General features: G+C 64.7%; 27 protein-coding genes. 14 read left to right on the forward strand and 13 right to left on the reverse strand.

Annotated elements, in window-relative coordinates; all coding sequences use genetic code 11:
• Positions 1 to 4 precede the first annotated feature (4 nt).
• Positions 5 to 1,525 (reverse strand): cobyric acid synthase, encoded by a 1,521-nt coding sequence (locus GQB03_RS02685; protein ID WP_200832069.1) that lies wholly within the window; start codon positions 1,523 to 1,525, stop codon positions 5 to 7.
• Between the two features lie 66 nt (positions 1,526 to 1,591).
• Between GQB03_RS02685 and cbiB the strand changes: the two genes are divergently transcribed.
• The 6 genes from cbiB (at position 1,592) to GQB03_RS02715 (ending at position 6,857) form a co-directional block, all read left to right on the forward strand.
• Positions 1,592 to 2,548 (forward strand): adenosylcobinamide-phosphate synthase CbiB, encoded by a 957-nt coding sequence (gene cbiB / locus GQB03_RS02690; RefSeq protein ID WP_159683815.1) that lies wholly within the window; start codon positions 1,592 to 1,594, stop codon positions 2,546 to 2,548.
• A complete protein-coding gene (cobD, locus tag GQB03_RS02695) occupies positions 2,541 to 3,551 on the forward strand; it encodes a threonine-phosphate decarboxylase CobD (protein ID WP_159683818.1) in 1,011 nt (336 codons plus the stop codon). The genes cbiB and cobD overlap by 8 nt, the downstream gene beginning before the upstream one ends.
• Complete coding sequence (locus GQB03_RS02700; RefSeq protein ID WP_159683821.1) at positions 3,548 to 4,453, forward strand: cobalamin-binding protein; 906 nt, start codon at positions 3,548 to 3,550, stop codon at positions 4,451 to 4,453. The genes cobD and GQB03_RS02700 overlap by 4 nt, the downstream gene beginning before the upstream one ends.
• The gene (locus GQB03_RS02705) at positions 4,450 to 5,265 is read left to right on the forward strand and encodes an ABC transporter substrate-binding protein (protein WP_159683824.1); all 816 of its coding nucleotides are present in this window, start codon (positions 4,450 to 4,452) and stop codon (positions 5,263 to 5,265) included. Before GQB03_RS02700 ends, GQB03_RS02705 begins: the two co-directional genes overlap by 4 nt.
• Positions 5,266 to 5,317: 52 nt before the next feature.
• Positions 5,318 to 5,725, forward strand: coding sequence for a PaaI family thioesterase (locus GQB03_RS02710; protein WP_159683827.1), 408 nt, complete (start codon positions 5,318 to 5,320; stop codon positions 5,723 to 5,725).
• Between the two features lie 85 nt (positions 5,726 to 5,810).
• Entirely contained in the window at positions 5,811 to 6,857 is a 1,047-nt protein-coding gene (locus GQB03_RS02715; RefSeq protein WP_200832070.1) for an MBL fold metallo-hydrolase, read from the forward strand.
• A gap of 20 nt (positions 6,858 to 6,877) precedes the next feature.
• Here GQB03_RS02715 and GQB03_RS02720 read toward each other — a convergent pair whose 3' ends face one another.
• The 7 genes from GQB03_RS02720 to GQB03_RS02750 all read right to left on the reverse strand — a co-directional run bounded on the left by GQB03_RS02720 (position 6,878) and on the right by GQB03_RS02750 (position 14,918).
• Entirely contained in the window at positions 6,878 to 7,930 is a 1,053-nt protein-coding gene (locus GQB03_RS02720) for a M48 family metallopeptidase (RefSeq protein WP_235026907.1), read from the reverse strand.
• Positions 7,931 to 8,244: 314 nt separating this feature from the next.
• The gene (gene leuA, locus GQB03_RS02725; protein ID WP_159683833.1) at positions 8,245 to 9,957 is read right to left on the reverse strand and encodes a 2-isopropylmalate synthase; all 1,713 of its coding nucleotides are present in this window, start codon (positions 9,955 to 9,957) and stop codon (positions 8,245 to 8,247) included.
• A gap of 467 nt (positions 9,958 to 10,424) precedes the next feature.
• Positions 10,425 to 10,763, reverse strand: coding sequence for a YggL 50S ribosome-binding family protein (locus tag GQB03_RS02730; RefSeq protein ID WP_159683836.1), 339 nt, complete (start codon positions 10,761 to 10,763; stop codon positions 10,425 to 10,427).
• Between the two features lie 113 nt (positions 10,764 to 10,876).
• Entirely contained in the window at positions 10,877 to 12,124 is a 1,248-nt protein-coding gene (locus GQB03_RS02735; RefSeq protein ID WP_327516004.1) for an HD-GYP domain-containing protein, read from the reverse strand.
• A gap of 179 nt (positions 12,125 to 12,303) precedes the next feature.
• The gene (locus GQB03_RS02740; RefSeq protein WP_159683839.1) at positions 12,304 to 13,539 is read right to left on the reverse strand and encodes an MFS transporter; all 1,236 of its coding nucleotides are present in this window, start codon (positions 13,537 to 13,539) and stop codon (positions 12,304 to 12,306) included.
• A complete protein-coding gene (locus tag GQB03_RS02745) occupies positions 13,540 to 13,980 on the reverse strand; it encodes a MarR family winged helix-turn-helix transcriptional regulator (protein ID WP_159683842.1) in 441 nt (146 codons plus the stop codon).
• Positions 13,977 to 14,918 carry a pyridoxal-phosphate dependent enzyme gene (locus GQB03_RS02750; protein WP_235026908.1) on the reverse strand — a complete coding sequence of 314 codons (942 nt, stop codon included), beginning with the start codon at positions 14,916 to 14,918 and terminating at the stop codon, positions 13,977 to 13,979. The genes GQB03_RS02745 and GQB03_RS02750 overlap by 4 nt, the downstream gene beginning before the upstream one ends.
• Positions 14,919 to 15,249: 331 nt before the next feature.
• Between GQB03_RS02750 and GQB03_RS02755 the strand changes: the two genes are divergently transcribed.
• Positions 15,250 to 16,716, forward strand: a complete 1,467-nt coding sequence (locus GQB03_RS02755) for a DEAD/DEAH box helicase (RefSeq protein ID WP_159683848.1) — start codon at positions 15,250 to 15,252, stop codon at positions 16,714 to 16,716.
• A gap of 72 nt (positions 16,717 to 16,788) precedes the next feature.
• On the opposite strand, the gene GQB03_RS02760 is transcribed toward GQB03_RS02755, so the two are convergent.
• Positions 16,789 to 17,751, reverse strand: a complete 963-nt coding sequence (locus tag GQB03_RS02760; protein ID WP_159683851.1) for an ADP-ribosylglycohydrolase family protein — start codon at positions 17,749 to 17,751, stop codon at positions 16,789 to 16,791.
• A gap of 76 nt (positions 17,752 to 17,827) precedes the next feature.
• Positions 17,828 to 18,475: a 5,6-dimethylbenzimidazole synthase gene (bluB, locus tag GQB03_RS02765; RefSeq protein ID WP_159683854.1), complete on the reverse strand. Its 648-nt coding sequence runs from the start codon at positions 18,473 to 18,475 to the stop codon at positions 17,828 to 17,830.
• A 100-nt stretch (positions 18,476 to 18,575) separates the two neighbouring features.
• Between bluB and ruvB the strand changes: the two genes are divergently transcribed.
• The 5 genes from ruvB to GQB03_RS02790 are packed head-to-tail and all read left to right on the forward strand — an operon-like array spanning position 18,576 to position 21,919.
• A complete protein-coding gene (ruvB, locus tag GQB03_RS02770) occupies positions 18,576 to 19,631 on the forward strand; it encodes a Holliday junction branch migration DNA helicase RuvB (RefSeq protein WP_159683857.1) in 1,056 nt (351 codons plus the stop codon).
• Positions 19,628 to 20,290 carry a glycine-rich domain-containing protein gene (locus tag GQB03_RS02775; RefSeq protein WP_200832071.1) on the forward strand — a complete coding sequence of 221 codons (663 nt, stop codon included), beginning with the start codon at positions 19,628 to 19,630 and terminating at the stop codon, positions 20,288 to 20,290. Before ruvB ends, GQB03_RS02775 begins: the two co-directional genes overlap by 4 nt.
• Positions 20,291 to 20,312: 22 nt before the next feature.
• Positions 20,313 to 20,960: an SGNH/GDSL hydrolase family protein gene (locus GQB03_RS02780; protein WP_159683860.1), complete on the forward strand. Its 648-nt coding sequence runs from the start codon at positions 20,313 to 20,315 to the stop codon at positions 20,958 to 20,960.
• A gap of 6 nt (positions 20,961 to 20,966) precedes the next feature.
• On the forward strand, positions 20,967 to 21,326 hold the full coding sequence (locus GQB03_RS02785; RefSeq protein WP_159683863.1) for a hypothetical protein: 360 nt from the start codon (positions 20,967 to 20,969) through the stop codon (positions 21,324 to 21,326).
• The gene (locus GQB03_RS02790; protein ID WP_159683866.1) at positions 21,323 to 21,919 is read left to right on the forward strand and encodes an MliC family protein; all 597 of its coding nucleotides are present in this window, start codon (positions 21,323 to 21,325) and stop codon (positions 21,917 to 21,919) included. Before GQB03_RS02785 ends, GQB03_RS02790 begins: the two co-directional genes overlap by 4 nt.
• Before the next feature lie 18 nt (positions 21,920 to 21,937).
• Here GQB03_RS02790 and GQB03_RS02795 read toward each other — a convergent pair whose 3' ends face one another.
• Together GQB03_RS02795 and GQB03_RS02800 are read right to left on the reverse strand one after the other, a co-directional pair.
• Positions 21,938 to 22,384, reverse strand: coding sequence for a GNAT family N-acetyltransferase (locus GQB03_RS02795; protein ID WP_159683869.1), 447 nt, complete (start codon positions 22,382 to 22,384; stop codon positions 21,938 to 21,940).
• Positions 22,385 to 22,722: 338 nt separating this feature from the next.
• Positions 22,723 to 23,019, reverse strand: coding sequence for a hypothetical protein (locus tag GQB03_RS02800; RefSeq protein ID WP_159683873.1), 297 nt, complete (start codon positions 23,017 to 23,019; stop codon positions 22,723 to 22,725).
• Between the two features lie 466 nt (positions 23,020 to 23,485).
• Between GQB03_RS02800 and GQB03_RS02805 the strand changes: the two genes are divergently transcribed.
• A complete protein-coding gene (locus GQB03_RS02805) occupies positions 23,486 to 24,706 on the forward strand; it encodes a sensor domain-containing phosphodiesterase (protein ID WP_159683879.1) in 1,221 nt (406 codons plus the stop codon).
• Positions 24,707 to 24,747: 41 nt separating this feature from the next.
• Here the strand turns inward: GQB03_RS02805 and GQB03_RS02810 are convergent, their stop codons facing one another.
• Complete coding sequence (locus GQB03_RS02810; protein ID WP_235026909.1) at positions 24,748 to 25,212, reverse strand: Lrp/AsnC family transcriptional regulator; 465 nt, start codon at positions 25,210 to 25,212, stop codon at positions 24,748 to 24,750.
• 133 nt (positions 25,213 to 25,345) lie between these two features.
• Here GQB03_RS02810 and GQB03_RS02815 point away from each other — a divergent pair, with 133 nt between their 5' ends.
• Entirely contained in the window at positions 25,346 to 26,311 is a 966-nt protein-coding gene (locus GQB03_RS02815) for a nucleoside recognition domain-containing protein (protein WP_200832072.1), read from the forward strand.
• The last annotated feature ends 7 nt before the right edge of the window (positions 26,312 to 26,318 follow it).

A 26,318-nucleotide genomic window follows, 5' to 3' on the forward strand; every position in this document is an offset into this window, starting at 1 on the left:
GCGGTCAAGCGTGCTGATGACGCCACCCCGCAATTTCCCCTGAACCAGGCGCGACGGCGAAACCTGGCACCCACTCGGCCAGCAGATCGAGTCGCAACGAACTCTCCACCGCGTCGGCAAGCCGCTCCAGGTCTGCCTCGCGGCGTGCAGCCAGATCGACCGGCGCAGTCACGCCCGCTCCCGCCCAGGCCAACAGAGACGCAAGAGCCGACGGGGTGTCGAAAAGCCCATGCGCATAGCACCCGGCGACCTGTCCATCCATGGAGACCGCGCCGTCGACACGTGCGTCGTCGAGTCGCAACAGTGGGCGTGCCGTATCAGGGCCGCGCGTCACGCCCATGTGAATCTCATAGCCTTGCATCCGCGGCTCGCCATCCAGCGACAGTGTGCCGCTTACCTCCACAAGACGCTTTTCCGGCTCCAGCTCGGTCTCCACATCGAGATAGCCGAGGCCGGGCAGACTCATGGCCGGGCCTTCGAGACCGTGCGTATCATGCAGATGTCGGCCGAGCATCTGGTAGCCGCCGCAAATGCCGAGCAACTTGCCACCGTAGCGCAGATGACGTGCGATCGACGCTTCCCAGCCCTGCTCGCGCAGCCACGCAAGATCCGCCTGGACACTCTTCGAACCGGGCAGAACGACCAGATCCGCCGACGGGAAGGGCTGGCCTGGGCCAACCCAGCGAAAATCGACTTCCGGATGCAGGCGCAATGGATCGAGGTCGGTATGGTTGGAGATTCGTGGATAGACCGGCGCGACGACACTGAGCTTCGCATCGATCTTGTCGGCCCGTGCGTCACCAAGCGCGTCCTCGGCATCCAGAAAGAGACCGTGCAGATAGGGAAGCACACCAAGCACCGGGCGGCCGGTACGCGCCTCAAGCCAGTCGAGGCCCGACTTCAGCAGACCGATGTCACCACGAAAGCGATTGATCACGAAGCCTTTCACCCGCGCCTGCTCGGATGGACTCAGCAACTCCAGCGTTCCCACAAGGTGCGCGAAGACCCCCCCCTTGTCGATGTCGGCCACCAAGATCACGGGGCAATCCACCGCCTCGGCGAAGCCCATGTTGGCGATATCTCGATCGCGCAGGTTGATCTCGGCCGGACTGCCGGCCCCTTCAACGATCACCGCGTCGTACGCGGCGGTGAGACGCTGCCAGCTTTCGAGCACCGCGGTCATCGCGCGCGGTTTGTATTCGTGATAGTCCCGAGCAGACAGGTTGGCGACGACCTTGCCATGAATTATGACCTGCGCGCCGATGTCGCTGGCAGGCTTGAGCAGCACGGGATTGAAGTCCGTATGCAGCGCCACGCGGGCCGCCTTCGCCTGCAGCGCCTGGGCGCGCCCGATCTCCCCGCCTTCTGGCGTCACTGCCGAGTTCAACGCCATATTCTGCGGCTTGAAGGGTGCCACCCGCTGACCGCGGCGTGCCAGCACCCTGGCCAGGCCCGCGACCAGTGTGCTCTTGCCCGCATCCGAGGTAGTGCCCTGGATCATCAGCGTCGGTGCTCGTGGTGTCATGCAGTAGAATGCCGCCTTTCCTGAAAGCGGTGGATTATCGCACGCGCAGAACTGCCGCCCTTCCCGATGCTCACCGACACCTCACCTCTCGTGCTGCTTGCGGCACTGCTCGCAGGCCTTGCGCTCGACCGGCTGTTCGGAGAACCGCGCCGCTGGCACCCGCTGGTGGGCTTCGGTCGCTGGGCGACCGCAATTGAAACCCGCTTCAATACCGCAGCTGGCCTCGGGAGCGGACGCCCCCGAGTTCGCGGCCTACTGGCATGGCTGTTGGCGGTTTCCGGCTGGGTTGCGCTGTGCATCACCTTGCGCGCCATCGGCCCGACAACCGGCTGGATTGTCGACTCACTTCTCCTCTACTTTGCGGTCGGCGCGCGCAGTCTCGCCGAGCACGCCGAGACAGTCGCTGCGCCGCTCGCCAACGGCGATCTGCCCGAAGCCCGACGCAAGGTCGGCTGGATGGTGTCGCGCGACACCACGGAACTGGACGAAGTCGGCATCGCCAGGGCGGGCGTCGAATCGGTACTCGAAAACGGCAACGATGCGGTGTTCGGTGCCCTGTTCTGGTTCCTTGTCGCAGGCGGCCCCGGCGCACTGCTGTTCCGGCTCGCCAATACTCTCGACGCAATGTGGGGTTATCGCACCCCCCGCTTTCTTGAGTTCGGCTGGGCGGCGGCGCGCATCGACGACCTCCTCAACTGGATACCAGCCCGTCTGACCGCGCTCAGCTACGCGCTACTGGGCGCGACCGGCGCGGCCATTGCCTGCTGGCGCATGCAGGCGAGTGGATGGGACAGTCCCAACGCCGGGCCGGTAATGGCAGCCGGCGCCGGCGCCCTGAACGTGACGCTGGGCGGGGCTGCGGTGTACCACGGCAAGCTCGAAACACGCCCAGGACTCGGCGCAGGCAATCCGCCCGACGCCGACTCTATTCGCCGTGCGGTCAGCTTGGTCAATCGCGGCATCTTGCTCTGGCTGTGCGCCGCCGGGGTCGCCACCTTTCTGATCGGGCTCGGCGATGCTTGAGCACGGAGGACGGCTTCGCGCCGCTGCGACACACTACCGGATCGCACTGGCCGACTGGCTCGATCTGTCGACCGGCATCAATCCACGCGGCTACCCACCACCACCGGTAGACCCGCGGTGCTGGCTGCGCCTTCCGGAGGAAAACGACGGCCTCGAATCAGCCGCCGCATCCTATTACGGCTGTACCGACATTCTGCCTGTTGCAGGCTCGCAGGCGGCCATCCAGGCATTGCCGGCCGCGCTTGGCGCGAGCGGCGGGAAGCACAACGTCGGGATACTTACCCCGGGTTATGCGGAGCACGCCCACGCCTGGCGCCACTGCAACCCTATCCCGCTCGAAGCCGCCGGGATCGAGGACAGCATCGGCAGTCTCGACATCCTGCTGCTGGTGAACCCCAACAATCCGACCGGCCACACGTGGCCGCTCGAACAACTGCTCGACTGGCACCAGCGACTATCCGCGCGCGGAGGCTGGCTGATCGTCGACGAAGCCTTCGTGGACGTAACACCCGGATTCAGCCTCGCACGGCATGCGGGCGGGCGCGGTCTGGTCGTACTGCGTTCTCTCGGCAAATTTTTCGGCCTCGCAGGCGCGCGTGTCGGATTTGTACTTGCCGCGCAGTCGGTACGCGATACAGTGCGGGAAATGCTCGGCCCGTGGGCCCTTAGCGGCCCCGCACGCGTCGTCGCCAGACAGGCACTGCTTGATTCGACATGGCAGACCGAGACGCGCGCCCGCCTGTACGAGGACGGACTGCGGCTCGCGCACCTGCTGACCGGCTGCGGCCTTGGCGCAAGTACCGGCTGCGCCTTGTTCCGCTATCTCGAACATCGCGACGCGGCAGCCATCCACGCGGCACTGGCACAGCAGGGCGTGCTGGTCAGGCTGTTCAAGCATCCTTCCGCATTGCGATTCGGCCTGCCTGGCAACGAAGCCGAATGGCACAAGCTTGAGGAAGCCCTGCTCCGGGTCACCGGTAAGGCACCAAAGGTTTCTACATGAACACGATTCGCCGCCTCCTGCACACGACGCTGATTCTGTGTCTGACCTCCGCAAACGCATTCGCGACACCGATCAGTCTGATCGACGATGAAGGACACACGCTTACCCTTGCGGCCCCGGCAAGGCGTATCGTCAGCCTTGCCCCGCATCTCACCGAGCTTCTCTTTGCTGCGGGCGCTGGAGCACACGTCGTAGGCGCAGTCGCCTACAGCGATTACCCTGAAGCGGCGCACGCACTGCCCAGAGTCGGAGGCTATAGCGCCGTCGACATGGAAGCGGTGGCGGCACTCAAACCGGATCTCGTCATTGCATGGAAGAGCGGCAATCGCGATGCTCACCTGGAGCGCTTCACCGCACTCGGCATCCCGGTGTTCGTGAATGAACCCCGCAACATGGATGACGTGGCCCGGTCGCTGGAGCAGATCGGCATCCTCGCCGGCACGACCGAGCTCGCAAACGCCGCGGCCCGGCGCTTTCGCGAGCGCCGTGACGCGCTCGCCGCCCGGTATGCATCGAGGCCGCCCGTGCGCATGTTTTACCAGATATGGAACCAACCGCTGATGACGATCAACGGCAAGCACCTCATCTCCGATGCGATGCGCCTATGTGGTGGCAGTAACGTGTTTGCCGATCTGGGTCAGCTCGCTCCGCGTATCGGCACTGAAGCGGTGCTCGCCGCCAACCCCGAGGTCATCGTCGCCAGCGGCATGGGCGACTCGCGGCCAGAGTGGCTGGATCGCTGGCAGAAATGGCCACAGCTGACCGCGGCCGCGCGAGGCAATCTCTTCTTTATCCCGCCCGAGCTGATGCAGCGTCACACCCCGCGCATTCTCGATGGGGCGGAACGGCTGTGCGGACAACTCGAAGCCGCTCGCAGCCGCCGGCCGGAACCTCGACAGTGAGGCGCCTGCCTCAGCGGATCGTGTGCCTGTCCAGCGAGACCGTGGAGGTCCTCTACGCGCTCGGCGAGGAAGAACGTATAGCAGGCATCTCCGGCTTTACCGTGCGACCCGCACGGGCACGCCGTGAGAAGCCCAAAGTCAGCGGCTTTTCGAGTGCCCGCATCGACCGCATTCTGGCCGTGAAGCCGGACCTCGTCCTGGCCTTTTCGGACCTGCAGGCTGACATCTGCCGCGACCTGATCAAGGCCGGGATCGCGGTTCACGTCTTCAACCAGCGCGATGTTGAAGGCATTCTGGCCATGATCGGGACCCTTGGACGCCTCGTTGGTGCCGAGCCGCGAGCGACCGAGCTGATTGCCGCGCTGGACGCCACGATCGCGCAGGCGCGCAGCGACGGCGAGGCCCGGCGGGCACGACTTGGCCGCACGCCGCGAGTCTATTTCGAGGAATGGGACGAACCGATGATCTCGGCGATCCGCTGGGTCTCGGAACTGATCGGGATTGCCGGAGGCGAGGACATTTTTGCCGAGCTGGCACTCAGACCTGGGGCCGGCGAGCGCGTCATCGCCGACCCGGCCGAGGTGGTGGCTCGCGCACCCGAGCTGATCATCGGCTCTTGGTGCGGCAAGCACTTCAGACCCGAACGAATGACCAGCCGACCCGGCTGGATGCAGATTCCTGCAGTTCAGCACGGCATGATTGGCGAAATAAAATCGGCACTGATACTCTCGCCGGGGATCAGCGCAATCAGCGAAGGGCTGCCGGCAATTGCGGCCATGCTGGACAGACTCGAGTCCCGGGAAAAGCGCTGAAGGTCGTCCCGACGCCAACGGAGTATCCAGACAACAAGATCAAGGAGGTGAGATGTCGATTGCCATCGAGCAGGCAAATGCCATGATGAGCGAGATCTTCGCCCCCTGGATCCAGCAGCTGGCCATGGAACCGGTCAGCGTGTCCGACACCGAAGCCGTCCTGCGGCTCCCTGCCAACGAAGCGCTGCGTCACGTCGGCGGCGTGATTTGCGGCCAGGTGTTCATGTCCGCGGCCGACACCGCCATGGTCATCGCGATCTCAAGCGCACTCGGAGGGTTCCGCCCGATGACCACGGTCAGTCTCAATACCAGCTTCATGCGTCCGGTAATTCAGGGAGACCTTACCGTCACCGCCCGCATCCTGCGTCTGGGGCGTTCACTGGTATTTGGTGAAATCGAAATCGCGGGTATCGACGGACGCACAGCGGTCCACGCGACCACGACCTACGCCCTGCTCTGAGAACGCTGCCGGACATCACCGCACCGGCCACCGCTGCATCAGAAGTTGTTAATATCCTTCTGCTCTCAATCCGGAGGAGACGATCATGAAGGCTGGACACACGGCCATGGGCGCGGGGCGACGACGCGATTTCCTGCGCATTGGCCTGGGCGCAGGCGCGCTGACCACTGCGGCAGGCCTGCTGCCGTGGAGCAGCATCTCCGCCTTGGCCCGCGAGATGGAGAATTTCATCAAGGGGCCGCCCGTACCCGACATCGCACCGACGCGACTCTCGGATCGGGTATGGATGATCTATTCACCGGACGGTTTTCCGACGCCAGAGAACCTCGGCATGATGTGCAATGTGACCTTCGTGCTGACGGCCAAGGGAGTCGTGATTCTCGACTCTGGCGCGTCGCTGCAGATCGGCGAAATGGCGGTCCGGCAGATCCGCAGACTCACGGATAAGCCCGTCGTCGCAATCTTCAACTCTCACTATCACGGCGACCACTGGCTCGGGAACCAGGCCTACGTCGAAGCTTTCGGCAAGGACATGCCGATCTACGCTCATGCCCACAGCAAGGAAAAGATCGAGGGTTTCGAGGGAAACAGCTGGCGCACGCTCATGGAAAAATGGACCAACCAGAGCACTGCGGGCACCATGATCGTACCGCCGAACAAGACGGTGGAGCATGGAGCGGAATTCTCCTTTGGCGATACCACGCTGCGGGTCCATCACTACGGCGTGGCCCACACGCCGGGCGACATCTGCGTGGAAGTGCTGGAAGACAAGCTCACTCACGTCGGTGACGTCGCCATGGACCGTCGCATCGCCAATATGGACGACGGGAAATATCTCGGTACTTTCGCCTTCTATGATGCGCTGGAAAAGAACGCGGACTCCCGTCTATGGGTGCCCGGCCACGGCCACCCCAGTAAGGACGTGCTTCACTGGAACCGTGAATTGTTCGAAGGGATCTATCGCAATTGCGAAGCGGCAGTGAAGGGAGGAAAAGGTATGGGCGTGGCTCGGGAAATGGTCGTCAAGGACCCGCGTGTGGCCAGTCGTGCCGCCGATACCAAAGGCTTCGAGCACAACATCGGCAAATACGTGAGCCTGGCCTACCTCGAAGCGGAAGAGAACAACTTCTAGCGGACGGCCGCGACCACGCCTCAGGCGGCCGCCAAGGACATGGGCATGGCGCTATCGAAGCGCAACTGTAACGAGGGCAGCAGTTTGCGGAAATAACAGTGTGCGGCGGACGGGGCTTCTTCGATCAGCGAATGGAGGCCCACCTGCAGTGCAGCCAAACGGTCTCCGAGCGCCGGGTGAAGTTCCGGGCCCGGTTCATCCAGCAGTTCAGCGGTGCACAGCACGCCACGCAATTCACGCAGGGCATCGCGATGTCCATCGTCCAGTAGCCCGGACGGGCCGACGGCATCCCCAGAGACAATGCGGCCCGGGTCGACCAGCCACGTCGCCGCATCGAGGATCTGGGCCTTCAGGGCGACCTCGATCAGGGCTTCGGCCAGCGCCTCCGCGCCGACCATGTCAGCAGCGACAGCGTCGGCCTCGAATTCCTCCAGGTGCGAGAGTTCAAGCAAGGACAATACGAAGCGGTCCGAAAAGGGTCTGAGGGGAACCGAAACGAGCCTCGAAATGATGTCAGGGCAATTGTCGATACGGTCTACCACACGCAACCACCATGCCCTGAAATGCGCACTCCATGCCTTGTCGCCAGCACGCTGGCGTCCAAGATGAGCGATCTCGTGGGCCAGAATGGCTTGCAACTGACGCGGATTGACACTCTGCAGGAGTGGCAGCCCAACTACCAGGACGGATTCCATCGGCCCCCACAATCCGTGGCGAGGGCGAGTAATCACTGCCGCATTGAGGTCATTGCTGATCAGCAGTCGATCGGGCATCGGCACCCGCAGCTGGTCGCACAACCTGCCCACCACGCGACGAAACCGCAATGCCTCGTCCGGCGCCAGCACGATACCCCGAGGCAAGGGGTTCACTACGAAAAGCCAACGAGCCACGGTAACGGCCAGCGTTGCCGGAAGGATGGCGAGGGCCAGACGAAGCGCCAGGGAATGGTCCGGCAACAGGTACCCGCCAAGCAGGGAAACGGCGAACACTCCGCTGCACAGCAACAAACAAAGACTCAGCACAAGGCCGAGCGCGGCCTCGCGGTTCAATCTCTGATAAAGAACCTTACGCAACAGCCCTTGCCCTGCCGCCTCCGACCTGCAGTTCATCGTCCGCAACCCCGTTCTTCTTATAATGCAGGCGGACTGTAACTCCTTATTAAAAAAGAGAAAATTGAACGAAAGTTATAGCAACCCCAAAAAACGCCGACAAAATAGGACGACCGCATGCTTGCCAACGCCAAAGCATTGATCAGTGAACACTTATTTTGCGGATCGTTACCCCGAATTTTTTGCAGCACAGCATCAAGAGTCGCCAGAGAGGCTGTCCGTTACGATCGAAAACCGAACCCCGGGGCAGCCGCCGAAGGCGCCCCGGGGCCAAAGCCTCAGGCGCTGATCCTGGCGCCCTCGCCCCTGTCTCCGGCTGGCGTCACCGGAACACCACGTGCAGCGATCCGATTCACTGCCGAGCATATTGCAAGAATGGATGCTGTAACGATGTTCCCGTGCATGCCGACTCCGAAGAGGGCGCCGTTGAGTCCTTCGGCGGAAAGTTCGACGAAAGCCACCGCCCGCGCATCCGAGCCGACGCCGATCGCACGCTCCTCGTAGTCGAGCAATTTCACGTCGCTGGCAAGCGCGTGGATTGCGGCATCGATCGGACCATTGCCGACGCCTCGCAACACGCGCCGCTCACCGCCGCGTTCGACCGTAAGGCTGATACCCTGCTGGTCGCCGTGCTCGAACAGATGGTGCTCGACATAGGCGAAGGGCGCATCGACGGCGAGGTACTCGGACTCGAAGGTCTGCCAGATCTCGCCGGCGCTCATTTCGCCGCCCGAATCGTCGGTGACGCGCTGGACAGCTGCCGAGAACTCCACCTGCAAGCGTCGCGGCAAGACCATACCGTACTCGGTTTCGAGCAGGAAGGCGATGCCGCCCTTGCCCGACTGACTGTTCACCCGAATGATCGATTCGTAACTGCGGCCGAGGTCGGCGGGATCGACCGGGAGGTAAGGCACCTCCCAAAGCGCATCCGGCTGCTGGACCGCAAGGCCCTTCTTGATCGCGTCCTGGTGCGAGCCCGAAAAGGCCGTAAAAACAAGGTCGCCCACGTAGGGATGGCGCGGATGGACCGGCAACTGGGTGCAATACTCGACAGTGCGGGCCACTTCGTTGATGCGCGAAAAATCGAGCCCGGGATGAATTCCCTGGCTGTAGAGGTTGAGCGCGAGGGTCACCAGGTCCACGTTGCCGGTGCGCTCGCCGTTGCCGAAAAGGCAGCCCTCGATGCGGTCGGCTCCGGCCATGACTGCAAGCTCCGCGGCGGCCACCGCGGTGCCTCGATCGTTATGGGGATGCACGGAAAGGACGATGCCCTCGCGACGCTGAAGATTGCGATGCATCCACTCTATCTGGTCGGCGTAGACGTTGGGCGTGCTCATCTCGACCGTTGCGGGCAGGTTGATGATGCATCGGTTCTGTGCCGTCGGCTGCCACACCTCGGTCACCGCGTCGACCACCTCGCAGGCGAACGGCAATTCGGTACCCGAGAACACCTCGGGGCTGTACTGGAAGGTGAACGCAGTCTCCGGCGCTTCCGCTGCAAGCCGCTGGATGTGGCGGGCGCTGTTCACCGCAATCGCCTTCACGCCTGCCTTGTCCTGACCGAACACGATCCGCCGGAAGTTGGGTGCCGTGGCGTTGTAGAAGTGGATGATCGCCCGCTTCGCGCCCTTCACCGATTCGAAGGTGCGCTCGATGAGGTGGTCGCGCGCCTGGGTCAGCACCTCGATGGTCACATCATCGGGAATGTGGCCGCCTTCGACAAGTTCCCGCACGAAGTCGAAATCGGTCTGCGAAGCCGAGGGAAAGCCCACCTCGATTTCCTTGAAGCCGATCTCGACCAGCATCTTGAACATGCGCATCTTGCGCTCACCGTTCATCGGCTCGAAGAGCGCCTGGTTGCCGTCCCGCAAGTCGGTGCTCATCCATACCGGCGGCGCGGTGATGCGCCGGTTCGGCCATTGTCGGTCGGCTGCGCCGACGCCATCGAACGGGGTGAAGGGACGGTACTTTGTTTCGGGTTGCTTCAACATTCTCGGATACTCCATTTCCATTGCATCGGGATTCGGTTCGATCGGATGGCGGCATCATCCGGAACATGGCCGCCGGACGACCGCAAGCGCGCGGTCCGGCAGCCGTTCAGCAGTCGCAGCAGGCTTGAATCGTGAAAATGGCAGGGCATGACAGTCTCCGGAATGGACGTGCAGCAAGCGGGGCAGACGCGCCTACTCACCCGCTGCAGCGGGATATCGAATCAACAGGAGGGGGTATGGATTAGCTGCGCGGGGAGCGCAGCAGCAGGCCCAGACCGAACAGGGAGTTCAGTTTGGGGGCAGCGAAGATCGCGGCGAGGAGGGCCTGATTTGCAGTCATGGTCGGAACGCTAATGCAGGAGCCCGGCCCGAGTCAACACCCGGCGCCGATTCGGGCCCCCGGAAATGCGGCGGGCGGCCCCGCTTGCGCGTGCCGCCCGCCAAGAGGGGAGCCGTGTCCGCGATGCTCAGAGCAGCATGCTGTCGGTACCCGAGTACCACGCGTCAACGAGCGGACCGATCTCCACCCGAGTCAGCTCGGGGCGCGCTTCGAGCCACTTCAACACGGCGGCGCGCTCCTCTTCGGTCACCGAGCCAGGCGTTGCACGGCAGACGAAACCTTCGGTCGCGCCGCCGTAGATCAGATTGGCGGGGACGATCAGCTCGCCTATCAGATCATCGAAGAAGCGGTCGATCTCTTCTTCGGACAGCCCTTCGCGAAAACTGAAGTCGACGTCGAAACCCAATTCCTTGAATTCGCCCCGGTGCAATTTCTTGCGAAGGCGACGGCTGCGCGGCAGGCCCATGTATGCATCTCCGAAAAAAGTTCGCTCAGACGGGCCGAACCCCCACCCGTCGCAGGGGCGCAAGGGTACCGGGAATCGGGAACGGACGCGAGGCCGGCAATCCGCGCGCCGTATCAAGCGAGGCGGTGCAGTGCCAGTCTGAGGGCCTCGAAGCAGTCCCGGTCGATTGCCGAGCCGAGACTTTCGGCCATGATCTCCAGCGTTTTCGCCACTGGCACGGCGCCACGGTATGGGCGCTCCGCGGTAATCGCATCGAAAATGTCGGCGGTGGTGATGATGCGCGTCTCCATCGGAATCTGCTCGGCCGCGACACCGCGCGGGTAGCCACCGCCATCGAGCCGCTCGTGATGTGCCGCCGATACCCGCGCCAATTCCACATAGGCAGGGATTCGCCGCAGGATCGCTTCGGTATGGACGGCGTGCATCTTCACCGCCTCCCACTCTTCGGTGTCCAGCTTGCCGGGTTTGTCGAGAATCGCATTGCTCACCCCGAGCTTGCCCACATCGTGCAGCAGCGCACCGCGCCTGAGCCAGCGCCGCCGCCCCGCATCGAGGCCGAGCTGTTCGCCGATCATGTCGGTGTAGAGCGCGACCCGCGCGCTGTGGCCGGACGTATATGGGCTCTTGGCATCCACCACTTGGCCGAAGGCTTCGGCGATCTGGTCCAGATAGTCATCGTCGAGCGCCACCTCGGCCTGGCCCGGCTCGAGATCGAAGACAGCCCTGTCGAGTTCGGGCGAAACGAGCATGCGCCAGAAGCCCTCGTCGGTGGCGACCGCCTCGAGCGCTGCGACCAGCCTCGGATCGAACCAGCTCCCGGAGCGCTGCCGCATCTCCCCCAGTGCTGCTTCGACACCTTCTGCGGTATGGAACACATCGACCACCTGGGCGAGCAGCGCGATGCGGGCAAACAAGGGGATCGCCTCTCCCGAAAGCCGCTCGGGCCTGCCGCTGCCGTCCCAGTGTTCGTCCAGAGCATGGATGCCCGCCGCGACCGTTTCGCTGAAACGAAGCTGGCGTGCAATCTCGGCGCCACGCTGGCAGCGAGTCTGAATGAGTTCCTGGGCAATCTCGTCGCCGCTGCGCAGGATGGTCAGGACCGACCGGAAGCGCTCGGCCAGTCCGGCCTTGAGGCCGGTGTGACGCAGGATGAAATTGAGCACCTTTGGCAAACTGCCGTCCACCAGCTTGAATTCGTGCTTGAAACGCCGATCGTCGGTGAGATAGAGCTCGCAGATCCGCGCCGCGTTGCTGCTGCACCCCAGATCCTTCAGCAGCAAGGTGTAATACAACTCTCGCAGCTCGTCTTCAGCCAACCCGAGCTGGCGGCCAAGATGGGTGCCGATCCAGCAGCAACGCACGCAATGCCCCGGTGGCTGACCTTCGGTGAGATCCAGCGCGTGACTCAGGGCACCGATCAGCTCGGAGAGTTTCAGGGCGTTCGAATGGATGGAGTGACTCCGCTTTCGCTATTTCTGGCACCGACTGTGCCCACCGAAATTAACGGAGCGTCCCGTGCAAACTTGAAACCCGATCCCGCTCAGGCCAGCTGCACGCCTCGTTTCATCGGGGCCTCTCGAATCGGCAGGTTGCATGCGGCTGCCGCCGCAGCGAGCGCCATGTCGGCGTACCACATCCATGTGTAGTCGCCGGTACGGGTGACGGCGAACCCGCCCAGCCAGGCCCCGAGGAAGCCACCGATCTGGTGCGACAACAGGGTCAGCCCGAAGAGTGTGCCGAGGTAACGGGTACCGAACAGCTTTCCAACCACCCCCGCCGTGGGCGGCACGGTCGCCAGCCAGGTAAAGCCGAGCCCGACGGCAAAGACATAGAAGGTCATCGCGGTCTTGGGCGCCATCAGGTAAAGCGCCACCAGCACCGCGCGCGAGCCGTACATCCAGGCCAGGACGTATTTGCTGCGATAGCGTTGTACCGCCCATCCTGCAGCCAGACTGCCGGCAAGATTGGACAGTCCGATGATCGCCAGCGACCAGCTCGCCACTTGCGCGGGCAGACCGCAAAGCTGCACCTCGCCCGGCAGGTGGGTTACCAGGAATGCGATATGAAAGCCGCAGGTGAAAAAGCCGGCATGCAGCAGCAGATAACTGCGGTCCGCCATGGCGTGGCGCAGCGCAACCCGCAAGCCCTTGTCCATGTTGTGCGCCGGCGGCTCGACATGATGAGCGGCGAGCTCCTGTGGACTGGCCCGACCGCGAAGCGCCCGTGCGAAGGGCAAGGCCATTAGCGTGATCACGGCCAGCGAAAACATTGCTCCGACCCAGCCGAGACCGGAGATCAAACGCTGCAGCAGCGGTGCGAAGACGAACTGTCCGAACGATCCCCCGGCGTTGATCACCCCTGCCGCCATGCCGCGCGACTGAGGACCGAGGCGCTGAGCCGCGGCACCGATGAGCACCGAAAAACTTCCGGCACCGGATCCGGCCGCACTGAGCAGGCCGATCGTGAAAACCAGACCCCATTCGCTGGCCATGAGCGGTGTAAGGGCAAAGCCGATCGCCGTCACGATGACCCCGAAGGCCAGAACGCGGCCCGGACCATAGCGATCCGCCACGGCCCCTGCAATCGGCTGGGCAGCGCCCCAGACAAACTGCGCCACCGCCATCGCGAAGCTGATCGCGGTGATGCCCAGACCGGTGGCGGTGTTCAATGGGGAAATGAACAGCCCAAGCGACTGACGAGCCCCCATGGTGATCATGAGGATCGCCGCTGCGCAGAGGATCAGCGGCCACGGGGAGACAGCGGTTGCGCGCGACATTCAGTTTTCCTCCGGCAGGGCGGGTTTGAGGCGGATCAACGCACGCTCGAGTGATTCATGGAAGTCCTCGACAAACTCACGATCGAGGACGTCTTCGAGTGCCAGCTGGGCCTCTCGCCAGTGCGCATCGGCGAGCGCCCGAAAGGCAAACCCTTCCGCACTGAGCACGAACAGGTGCTGACGCGCATCCGCGCCCCGCATCTCGCTGACCCAGCCATTGGCAATCAGCGGACGCAATCCGCGCGACAGCGTGGTCCGGTCCGTTTCAAGCCGCGCGGCGAGCTCGAGCAGCGACTGGGGCACTTCAGACAGGTGCGCGAGCACCGAATACTGGGTCAGGCGCAGGCCGACGCTGCGCAGATACTGCTCGTAGAAGACGGTCATGCGACGGGTCAGACGCCGCAGCCGCGCACCGGTGCAAGGCAGGGGTTCAACGCTCATGCCAACCTCTCCCGCCATGTGCGAAGCTGATCGACACCCGCGGTCGCGCCGCCACACACCACCACCAGCAGGTTTGCAGACGCCTCCAGCACCGGCGCTGCGCAGCGGATCCGGCCAGCCGCCGCAAGGGCTGCCCCACAGGCGGGCTCGACCACGAGGCGGTGATCCTCGACGAACTGCAGGCAAGCGTCGACCGCCTCGCGATCGCTGACCACGACACTCGTCAGCGGGTGCTCGCCGGCAAGCCGAAACGCCTGCTCGCAGACCTGCCGCGCGCCCAGCGAAGTGGCGACACTGGTGATGGCCGGCAGCGTCACGCGTGCCCCCGCCGCCAGCGAGGCAGCGAGCGACGCCGCGCCCTCGGTTTCCACCGCGACCACCGGCACGTCGGCCCAGCCGTTGCGCCGCAGGCCCTCGATCACGCCCGCCAGCAGGCCGCCACCCCCGACCGACAGCACCACCGCTCCGGGTTTGTGGCCCACCGCGGCAAGCTCATCGATCATCGAGGCGTGTCCCTGCCACAGCAGGGGGTCGTCGAACGGATGAATCAGCACGCCATCCGTGCCGAGCAGCGACAGCGCGTGCTCGTTGGCTTCCTGCCAGGAGGCTCCGAAGACCACCAGTTCCGCGCCCTGTTCTTGAATCAAGCCCCGCGCCCGCTCCGTCGTGGTTTCCGGCACCACCACCGTTACCGGCACGCCGAGCCGGCGACCGGCCCAGGCCACCGCGATGCCTGCATTGCCGCCGGACGAGGACACGAAACGCGCAGCACCTCGTCGCCGATACTCGCTGCAAGCCAGCCCGATGCCGCGGATCTTGAATGATCCGGGAGGCTGCAGGGCTTCGAGCTTGAGCCACACGGGCCGTGCCGCTGCGCGGGACAGCGGCATCGACTCGACCAGTGGCGTAGCAATGTGGAGTTGTGGATTCAGGGTCACGAGCGTTCGGCGCCAGAAAATAAGTGTATATGCACGCATAATCTATCGGATGCAAGCCGGCAACCATGCACACTTCGTCCCGACAGCGCCGGTACAGTCCCCACCGGTGCCTGCGAACCCGCCATCGGTCGGCGAAATCGACCGAAAGCAAAATAGTTAGTGCATCGCACAACAAAACCCGTACAATCCGCGTCTTCCGTGCGCCAGACCAATCAGCGCACCGGCATGAGTCCTTGTGACCGACCACGTCGATCCCCGACAGGTCCTTTTCCCCGCCCGCCTCGATTGGTGTTGTCCGTGCGACAACAGGCCGTCGCTGGAGCAATCTGATTTGAACACCGAAGTGAACTTTGCCAGTCTCGGACTGGCCGAACCCCTGCTGCGCGCCATCTCCGACGCCGGCTATACCACCCCGACGCCGATCCAGGCCCAGGCGATTCCGCTGGTGCTGGCCGGTGGCGACCTGCTCGCCGCGGCCCAGACCGGCACCGGCAAGACCGCCGGCTTCACCCTGCCGGTACTGCATCGCCTGCTCCAGGACAACCGCACGCCCAAGGCCGGCCGGCCCCGCTGCCTGATCCTCACCCCGACCCGCGAACTCGCGGCTCAGGTCGAAGAATCGGTCAAGACCTACGGCAAGCATCTGCCGCTGACCTCGATGGTGATGTTCGGCGGCGTCGGCATCAATCCGCAGATCTCCGCACTGCGCAAGCGCGTGGACATCCTGGTGGCGACACCGGGCCGCCTACTCGATCACGTCGGCCAGCGCACCCTCGACCTCTCCGGCGTCGAGATCCTGATCCTCGATGAAGCCGACCGCATGCTCGACATGGGCTTCATCCGCGACATCAAGAAAATCCTCGCGCTGCTGCCGAAGCAGCGCCAGAACCTGCTCTTCTCGGCCACCTTCTCCGACGAGATCCGCGCGCTGGCCGATGGCCTGCTGCACAACCCCGGCTGCGTCGAAGTTGCCCGCCGCAACACCGCCTCCGAGCTGGTCACCCAGTCGGTCCATCTGGTCCCGCAGAAGCAGAAGCGCGAACTGCTCGCCCATCTGATCAAGCAGAAGCAATGGTTCCAGGTGCTGGTGTTCACCCGCACCAAGCACGGTGCCAACAAGCTCGCCGAATATCTCACCAAGCAGGACATCGCCTCCGCGGCGATCCACGGCAACAAGAGCCAGGCCGCCCGTACCCGCGCCCTCGAGCAATTCAAGAGCGGCAAGCTTCCGGTGCTGGTGGCAACTGACATCGCCGCACGCGGGCTCGATATCGACCAACTGCCGCAGGTGGTGAACTTCGAGCTGCCCAACGTGCCGGAAGACTACGTCCACCGCATCGGCCGGACCGGTCGTGCCGGCAGTTCGGGCGGCGCGATCTCACTGGTGGATAAGGAGGAGATCAAGCTGCTGGCTGCCATCGAGCGCCTCATCAAGCGCAAGATCGACCGCGCTACCGCGGAAGGCTTCGTGCCCAGCGCCAATCCGCAGCATGATGACGAGCGCCGCGAGCCGCGCCCGGGCCGCAACGCCCCGCGCCGCGAAGGCGGCCAGGGCCGTCCGGGTCCGCGCAGCGAGCCGCGCACCGGCAAGCCGGCAAATGGCCGGCCGGCAGCACGCTCGGGCCCACGTCCCGACGCGACGCGTGCCGACGGCGGCCGCAGCGGCCAGCCGCGCAGTGGTGGCGACCGTGCCCAGGCCGGTGCGCGTCCGCCCCGCCCTGCAGGCAGCAACGCCCCGCGCCGCAGCGATGCGCCCCGCGCGGCGCTGTTCTCTGCCAAGTCGGGCGGCGATCGCTGATCGACAGGACGTCCAGATGAAAAATGCCGGTGAAACCACCGGCATTTTTTCGTCGGTGGCGGGCGCAGCTCCCTATTCCAGCGCGTCGCCCAGGCCCAGCGCGGCGATCCAGCCGCTGCACTCCTCGATCACTTGCAGCTTCGCGGCCCAGGACATCGGCACCACATCGATCACCCCCATCGCCGCGCCGAGCATGATGCTGCGTCCACACGAGTCGCCACCGGCGAGGATGTTGGCGCGCACCGCCTCAGGATAGCTCGGGCGGTTGGCAAGGATGTGAAAGATCACCGGCAAACCTTGCTCGACGTGGCAGGCCGCGCCAAAGCGCTCTGCCGCGGCCACGGCGTCGAATACCGGTTCGGAAATGGCCGCCAGCAAGCGCCCCGCGAGCGCTCCGCTGGCCTGCTCGATGCCGCATTGCAGCGCGCCTTCCAGCGAAGTGTGGGCGAGCAGTTCGAACAGCACGACACCCGCCACACGGGCAGCCTGGACCGCGGCCGCATCGTCGCTGGTGACCCGCACCACATGCTCGATCTCGTCGAGCAGCGCGTCGCGATCACGGCCCTGGCAGTGAGCACACGCCACGACTGCCGGCAGCGCGGCAAGCGCCGGCAGCTGATCGTCCTTGACGCCCGAGGGCTGCGGATAGCTGGCAGGGTCCTCGAATGGCAGCAGCTTCTGGATGGTGAGCCGGGTCGGGCGGTCGACGTAACCGACGTAGGCACCGCCCGGGCCGAAATATCTGCGGAACAGCGTCTGGTAGCCAACCCGGCTGAAACGCCCTTCGCGACCGGCCAGGTGCCGCAGCATCAACGCACAGTATTCGCCGTAACCGGACAACGCGCCTGCCCGCTTGAGCTCGTGCACGAAGCTTCCCTTGCAGCCCTCGTAATTGGCCGCGTCGGGCTCCAGGAACACGACATCGCCGCGTTCGGCAATCTCGGCCAGTCTCGCCGGATCATAGATCCAGTGCAGTCCCAGCGACGCGGCATCGGCGACCAGCGCGCCGTAGATCAGTCTTGCGCTTGCTTGCATGGCAGTTCTCCTGAGGTGTTCTCGCGGGGCGCTCGACGCCCTCTTGTATTGCATGGGTTGCAGCGGGACCGCGGATCTATCCGGGCCAGGCGTTCTCCCCCAGAACCGACGCGATCGGCATGCGCTCGGCCCATTGCTCGATCTCCAGCATCGGCTTGTCGTAGAAGGCATCGACATGGCCAATGCACAGGATCGCCACCGGTCGCGCCCCTTCCGGCATGGACAGCAGGGCCGCCAGCCGCTCGGGATCGAAGATCGACACCCAGCCGAGCCCGAGCCCTTCGACCCGCGCGGCCAGCCACATGTTCTGGATCGCACAGGCCACCGAGGCAAGGTCCATCTCGGGCAGGGTGCGACGGCCGAAGATGTGTTCTTCGCGTCCATCGGCCAGCGCCACCACCAGCACCTCGCCGCAATCGAGCAGCCCCTCGACCTTGAGGCGCATGAACTCGTCCTCGCGTTCGCCAAGTGCCCGCGCGGTGGCAATGCGCTCCTCCTCGACCAGTTCATGCATCTGCCCGCGCAGCGCCCGATCGCTCACGCGGATGAAACGCCACGGCTGCATGTAGCCCACGCTGGGCGCATGATGGGCCGCCCACAGCAGGCGCTGCAACACTTCGGGCGCCACCGGGTCGGGACGGAAATGGCGCATGTCGCGGCGCTGGGCAATGACACGATAGAGCGCCTCGCGGTCGGGCTCGGGATAGCGGTGCGGAGAATCCATTTCGGGGGCCGGAAATCGGGATCGGGCTCGCAGTTTAACCCGCCCTCGTCCAGCGCAACGCCCTTGCCGCAGCCCCCCCACAATCCGGTAGACTCGCGTCATGATCGAAACCGACAAACTCACCGCGGCCGCGCCCCAGCGCCTGATTTCCGCCCGGCCGGCCGACCGCCAGGAAGACGCCATCGAGCGCGCCCTGCGCCCCAAGCGGCTAGCCGAGTACGTCGGGCAGCAAAAGATCCGCGAACAACTCGAAATCTTCATCACCGCCGCCCGCAAGCGCGCCGAAGCGCTCGATCACGTGCTGCTGTTCGGCCCACCGGGGCTCGGCAAGACCACGCTGGCGCACATCGTCGCAGCCGAGATGGGCGTCAACCTGCGCCAGACTTCCGGCCCGGTGCTGGAGCGTGCCGGCGACCTCGCCGCACTGCTCACCAACCTCGAGCCGCACGACGTGCTGTTCATCGACGAGATCCATCGCCTGAGCCCGGTGGTCGAGGAGATCCTCTATCCGGCGCTCGAGGACTACCAGATCGACATCATGATCGGCGAGGGCCCGGCCGCCCGCTCGGTCAAGCTCGACCTGCCGCCGTTCACACTGGTGGGCGCCACCACCCGCGCCGGCATGCTCACCAATCCGCTGCGCGACCGCTTCGGTATCGTTTCGCGGCTCGAGTTCTACACCGCCGAAGAACTCGGTTTCATCGTCGGACGCTCGGCGCGCCTGCTCGACGTCGAGATCGATGATGCCGGAGCGATTGAAATCGCCCGCCGTGCGCGCGGCACGCCGCGCATCGCCAACCGCCTGCTGCGCCGGGTACGCGACTATGCTCAGGTCAAGGCCGGCGGCCACATCAGTGCCGAGGTCGCCGACAAGGCACTGGTAATGCTCGATGTGGACAGCCTGGGGCTCGACCTGATGGACCGCAAGCTGCTCGGCGCGGTGCTCGAGAAATTCGGCGGCGGGCCGGTGGGCCTCGACAACATCGCCGCCGCGATCGGCGAGTCGCCCGACACCATCGAGGACGTCCTCGAACCATATCTGATCCAGCAAGGCTACCTGCAGCGCACGCCGCGCGGACGCATCGCCACCCACGCCATCTGGTCCCACTTCGGCCTGACGCCACCGCGCAGCGGCACCGACCTGTTCGACGCATGAAAATCGAGAGTGCAGCGCCGCTGCTCCTCGTCCTGGCTCCGGCGATCGTGCTCTCGCTGCTCGCATTGAGCGTGCTCGGGCGACGGCGCCGTGCGGCCCGCGGCCACTACATCGATGGCTTCGACTTTGCCCGCCTGCTCGACCGGCGCCTCGCCAAACGGCGGCCCGAACTCGACCCGACGCAGCGCGCCCGCGTCATCGAAGGCTTGCGAGAGTGGTTCCACCTGCATCTGGCCGCCGGCCGCAGGCAGTTGTCGATGCCCTCCCAGGCAGTGGATGACGCGTGGCACGAGTTCATCCTGTTCACACGCAATTACCAGGATTTCTGCCGTCGTGGGCTCGGACGCTTCCTGCACCACGTTCCGGCCGAAGCAATGGCCACCCCCACGCAGGCGAGCACCGGCCTGCGCCGCAGCTGGCGCCTTGCCTGCCGCCGCGCGGGCATCGATCCGAAGGCGCCGGCAACGTTGCCGTTGCTCTTCGCCCTGGACGGTGAACTCGGCCTCGCCGACGGCTTCCGTTACCGTATCGACTGCCTTGCCGCGGGCGGTGCTGGCTCCGGCGCCTACTGCGCCACCCACATCGGCTGCGGGAGCGGATGCGGCTCGGACGGCGGCGGTGACGGGGATGGCTGCAGCGGCGGTTGCGGCGGCGACTGAAAACAAGAAGAGGAGGAGGACGATGCAGCAGATTCTGGTTTATGGCGATTCGCTTTCCTGGGGCATCGTTCCCGGAAGCCGCGGCCGCCATCCCTTCGCGGTGCGCTGGCCTGGCCGCCTGGAACTACGACTGCAGGAAAGCGGCCGCGACGTACGCATCATCGAGGACTGCCTGAATGGCCGCCGTACCGTCTGGGACGATCCGTTCAAGGCAGGCCGCAATGGCCTCGTCGGCCTCGCCCAGCGCATCGAAGTGAATTCTCCGCTGGCACTGGTGATCCTCATGCTTGGCAACAATGATTTCCAGTCGATGCATCCACACAAGGCCTGGCATGCCGCCCAGGGGGTCGCAGCCCTGGTCGAAGAAATACGCCGCGCGCCAATCGAGCCAGGCATGCCGGCGCCCCCCATCCTGATCGTCGCCCCGCCACCGATCGGCAAGCCCGCCGGCACCATGGCCGACAAATTCGGCGGCGGCGAAATCAAGTGCGTGGGCCTCGGCCAGGCCCTTGCGCAGGTGGCCGACAACCTCGATTGCGATTTCTTCGACGCCGGCAGCGTCATCAAGTCGAGCGCGGTCGACGGCGTCCACCTCGACGCAGGCGAACACACGCGCCTCGGCGACGCCCTGATCGGACTCGTTACCCGACTGCTCGGCCCAGCCGACTGACGCGCCGTGCGCACGCTGCAGGTCATCATCATCACCCTGTGCTTCCTCATGGGCGCTTATCTCCTCACCGGGCGCGGATTCTTCATGCCGTCGCGGTGGGACCCTTCAATCGGGGTGGACCTGGTCGGCTGGAGCGCACGCCTGCTGGGTGCCGCCTTGTTGCTGGTCGCAGTTCTGGGAATCAGTGCCTTGCGAAACTTCGGCAGCGGGACGATGGTCCGCAAGAGCACCGGCTGGCATCGCCGCTATTTTGCGGCGCTGGTCATGGCGATCGCGATGATGGCCGCAGCCCTGATGCTCGGCGAGCAAGGCCCAACGCCCGGCTGGCGCGGAACGGCCGGACATGCGCCCCGGAGCCAACCATGATGCGTCACTGTCGTCACGCCATCGGCGTCATTTTTGCGCTCTCCGGCGGCGCGGCGGCCGCCCCCCCGCCCTCATCCGATTGCAGCAGCCCCGCGGTCAGCACCATCGCGTCGCTGATCTGCTCGGACGACGAACTCGCCACCCTCGATCGCCGGATCGCCGCTACCTACGCCGCTGCGACGCGCAAGGCGACAGGCCAGCACCCCCGCCGGCTGCAGACCGAACAGGCGGATTGGATGAAGACCCGCGATGCATGCTGGAAGTCAAGCGACCAACGTCGCTGCACACTCGACAGCTATCGGCAACGCATTGCCGAATTGCAGGCCCGTTACCGCCTCGTTCCACACACCGGCCCGACCCGCTACACCTGCGACGGCCGGAGGGCTGACACGGTCCTTGCCTACTGGTTCGACACCGATCCGCCCACCCTGATCGCGGAACGCGGGGCTGAAACCGCCTTGATGTACCGACAACCCTCGGCCAGCGGCAGCCGCTACGCCGGCCGCAACGAGTCCCTCTGGGAATGGCACGGGGAGGCGACCATCGTCTGGGGCTACCAGGCCCCCGAGATGCGTTGCGTGGCAGCCCCCTGAGCCGCGAGCGCTTTCTTCTCAGTCCAGCAACAGGCGCATCGGCACCATGCCCGAGACGGCGAAGCCGTGTTTTGCATAGAAAGCCTTCGCAAGGTCATTGCTGCCATCGGTAAGCAGCGTGATGCGCCGACAACCACGCTCCCGGGCCAGGCCAAGCGCCTCCCGTAACAGCCGGCTACCGACACCCACGCCTCGCTCGGCCGGGTAGACGACCATATCCTCGAGCAGCGCGACGCGCCCGCCAAGCGCGGTCGACACGGTAAATAGCAGGCTTACCATGCCGACGATCCGGCCTTCCCGCCTCGCGACCAACACCGCGCCGAGCGCCTCGTGACCAATGATCCGCAATAAGCCGTCACGCTGCGCGGCCGGGTCCGGCCGGAACTCCACCTCCTGGGCAAACAGCGTGCACAACAACTGACACAGGGCAGGAACGTCCTCCTGCCCCGCCTGTTCGACGATCATGTCGCCCCCTTGTCAGTCCGACTGAAACGACACCTGGCAATCATCGACCGCTGCTCCACGCGTTGGAACCGGCGTCTCGAAGGCATTGCCGCCACTTCCTCGAACAATGAACCATCCCGGAGGGGCGATGATGCCCGCAGGCCGTTAGCGCTTTGCGATCTTGGCTTGCTCACAAGGATCAACCGGATGTTCGCCCACGACGGCGGCAAGAGACGCGAGTGCGCCGCGATGCGGGTGTGCGTGATGCCTTGCAACCGGACTCGGCACATCCTCGTGTCGGCAGGGAGCAGCGGTGAATCCACCTGCCCGCGGCACGACACGGCAGGGCTCGACAAGCACTATTCGCCGCGCGCGCCCGAATCGATCCGTGACACCCCTGGCAACGGGTACTTGCGCGAGAAATAGGCGTAGGCACGGCGCATTTCCTTCTCGCGGGACCAATGGAAATTCGCTTCGGCATCCGCGATCTGGTCGAGGAACATATGGTGCAGCACCGAGAGACCCTGGGCGGAGCTCAACAATTGTTGCGCAAGCACCGCGGACTCCTCGGCCGCGAGCCCGGTGGCATGACTCACCGCGCGGACGGTTTCGACGTCCAGATCGATGAAATCGAGCAGATCGGTTATTGAAAGCATGATTGATTTCCTGGAGACAGCCTCGCGCGCTCACACGCATCGAAGCATTTTCAGGCGCAAGTCTCGCATGAGCGCATGTCACGGAGGAAGCACAAACTGAATCGGCCCGGACGCCGGCCGGCCCCCCGAAAGGCCACCGCGACCCAGTGCGGCGCCACGCTACAGGTGAGCCACGTTGACTCGCTCGCCTAAAATGATCCGGCTGAATGCGGCCAAATCCAGCGACATGCGCGGAAATCGAGATGGAATGAGGAACCCTGCGCCCCTCGACGGACCGAACAGCTTGCCACTTTTGGCATAAGATGCATCTATCGATCTCAGCTCTGCCCGGCCAGCGAGAGCACGCCCGGGTATGCACGGCGACTCTCCGGACGCTCGCCGGGCCGATGGCTGCACCGACGGGGCGATCATGCGAATGGCAAACCGCGGCACGGCCGACAATACCGCTACGAGGGGGAAAAAGCGCATGCCGCTTCGCGACATCATCCGACCTAGATTGGGCTCGTCGACCGCGGAGTCCGTACCCGGAATCCTGCGGGCAATCAGGCAGCATCTGGAAATGGATGTGGCCTTCGTATCCCGGTTTGCCGAAGGGCTGCGGGTATTCGAGCATGTCGATAGCGGCCTTGATGCCCCGCTCATACGCGCCGGGGATACCGATCCGCTGGAAGAAACCTTCTGCGCACGCCTGGCTGATGGACGTCTGCCGCTTGTCATCAACGACAGTAGTCAATACCCCGACACGGCCAAACTGGCGCTCTGCCGACGACTGCCGGTCGGGGCCTATCTCGGGGCGCCGATCGTCTTGCCGAACAGGCAGCTGTACGGCACGGTTTGCTGCTTCAGCCGGCGCCCGATGGCCATGACGAATCGCGACCAGGCCATCATCCGCATCATTGCCGACCTGATCGCCGGGCGGGTACAAAAGGAAGCTGATACGGAACAGGCAGAGAGCGAAATGATCGGTCGGGTCAGGCAGGTGCTGGACGGCGACGGACTCTCGATGGTCTATCAACCCATCGTCGATGTTGCGAACGAACAGGTGGCCGGCTACGAATGCCTTTCTCGCTTCTCGGCGGCCCCGTTGCGCGGCCCGGACGAATGGTTCAGGGAAGCGGCGGCCGTTGGCTTGTGTGATGACCTGGAACTGCTGGCGATTCGAAAAGCGCTGAACGGACTGGATGGCCTGGGGCAGGATCCCTACGTGAGCCTCAACATTTCGCCGGGCATTCCGGCCGAGCGGCTGATCGACAGCCTGCACGGTTTCCCGCTCGAGCGGATCGTGCTTGAAATTACCGAGCATGAAGCAATCGAGGAGTACGACGCGGTCAGAGCCATGCTCGCGCCGTTGCGCAAACTGGGCGTGCGTATCGCGATTGACGATGCCGGTGCCGGATATTCGAGCTTCCGGCATATCCTCAGGCTGCAACCTCACTTCATCAAGCTGGACATCAGCCTCACACGTGACATCGATACCGACCCGGGCAAGCGGGCGCTGGCAACGGCGGTCGTACGCTTCGGCAACGACACGGGAAGCGAGATCGTCGCCGAAGGCGTCGAGACGGCCGCCGAGTTCGCGGCGCTCCGCGAGCTCGGGGCGCATAAAGCGCAGGGTTACTATCTCGGTCATCCGAAACCGCTGGCTGCGGCGATCGCGGACGGCAGCACAGCGCGCCGCCTCCCCTGAAACCGGGACCGACCGGGTGAAGGGTCGGAATCGAACCTCCTTCATGCGCCCACATCGAAGCCCGTTTCGAACTTGTTCCTGAAGCGCGACACCAGGGTGCGGAACTTGCGCATGTTGGGATCGGCGTAGAGGACCTCATCGCAGAAACGATCGTAGGCGTCCATGTCCGCAACGACGACGATCAGGACGAAATCGATCTCGCCGGTAACCTGATAGCACTGCTTGACCGCTGCATGACCGAGGGCACGGCGCAGGAATTGTTGATAGAGGTCCTTGCGATCGCGTTCCATCGTCACCTCGACGACGATGTGCAGCAGCGGACCGAGCCTTTCGGGCGACAGTAGTGCGACGCGACGCTGGATGTAACCATCATGCTCGAGCCGGCGGACACGCTTGAGGCAGGATGGCGGCGACAGGCCCACGCGCTCGGCGAGCGCCTGGTTGGTCTGTCCCGCGTCCTGCTGGAGCAGCGCGAGAATACGGCGATCGATACGATCAAGGCTCACGACACATTCCATTTATTTCTCACAGACAGACAATAGCGAATTTTTTGAAAAGTTCTGATCGAAATTTCGCTAATTATTTGCCTTACCGCACGGCACAATGAGCTCTCCACCGTTTCCTTGTCAGACGCTCCCCATGCTGCCGCAGCCCCCTCGCCACCCACCCCTTCTTGCCGTGCTTGCCACCTTTGCGAGCGAGATACTCGCGGTGTACTGGAGCCTGCTGCGTCTGATGGTGCCAACGCTGTTGCTGGTCAAGGCACTCGAACTTGGCGGCGCCACGCATTGGCTGGCCAAGGCGCTGGCGCCGCTGATGACGCTGGTCGGACTACCGGACGTGATCGGCCTGGTGTGGGCGGCGACGCTGCTCACCAACATCTACACCGGACTTGCGGTGTTCTCGCAGCTCAACGGCGGACTGGATCTGAGCGGTGCTCAGGTGACGGTACTCGGCTGCCTGATGCTGGTAGCCCACTCGCTGCCGGTAGAGGCCGCGGTAGCGCGCGCCGCGGGCGTGAGCTGGCGCGCCACGCTGGCAATCCGGCTCGGCGGCGCGCTGGCGCTGGCAGCCTCGGTCAACCTCGTCTGCCGCGCGACAGGGTGGCTCGCGGCGCCCGCGCACTTCGTGGATTTCGGAACAGGCGGAAACGGCACGTTTGCCGACTGGGCGCTGGAGCAGGTGCAGATGCTGCTGATGATCCTGCTGGTGATCGCGGCCCTGATGGCGTTGCTGCGACTATTGCGACGAATCGGCGTCGAACGGGCGATCCATCGCGCGCTTTCGCCGGTACTGCGACTGATCGGCATTCGCGGCGAAGCCACCAACATTGCCGTGATCGGCGTGACCCTGGGGCTCACTTTCGGCGCAGGCCTGCTGTTGCGCGAAGTACGGAGCGGTCATCTCGCGCACCGCGACGTCTTTCTCACGATGGCCTTTCTCGGCCTTGCCCACAGCCTCATCGAGGACACCCTGCTGGTCATGCTTACCGGTGCCGATCTGGTCGGCATACTGTGGGCAAGGTTGGCCTTTGCATTGGTCGCCGTGGCCGCGCTCGCCCGCCTGCCCGCCCTCACGCGGCGGCTTGCAGCGGCGTCCAATTAGAACGGGG

The sequence above is a fragment of the Cognatazoarcus halotolerans genome (genome assembly GCF_009800965.1).
GTDB lineage: Bacteria > Pseudomonadota > Gammaproteobacteria > Burkholderiales > Rhodocyclaceae > Cognatazoarcus > Cognatazoarcus halotolerans.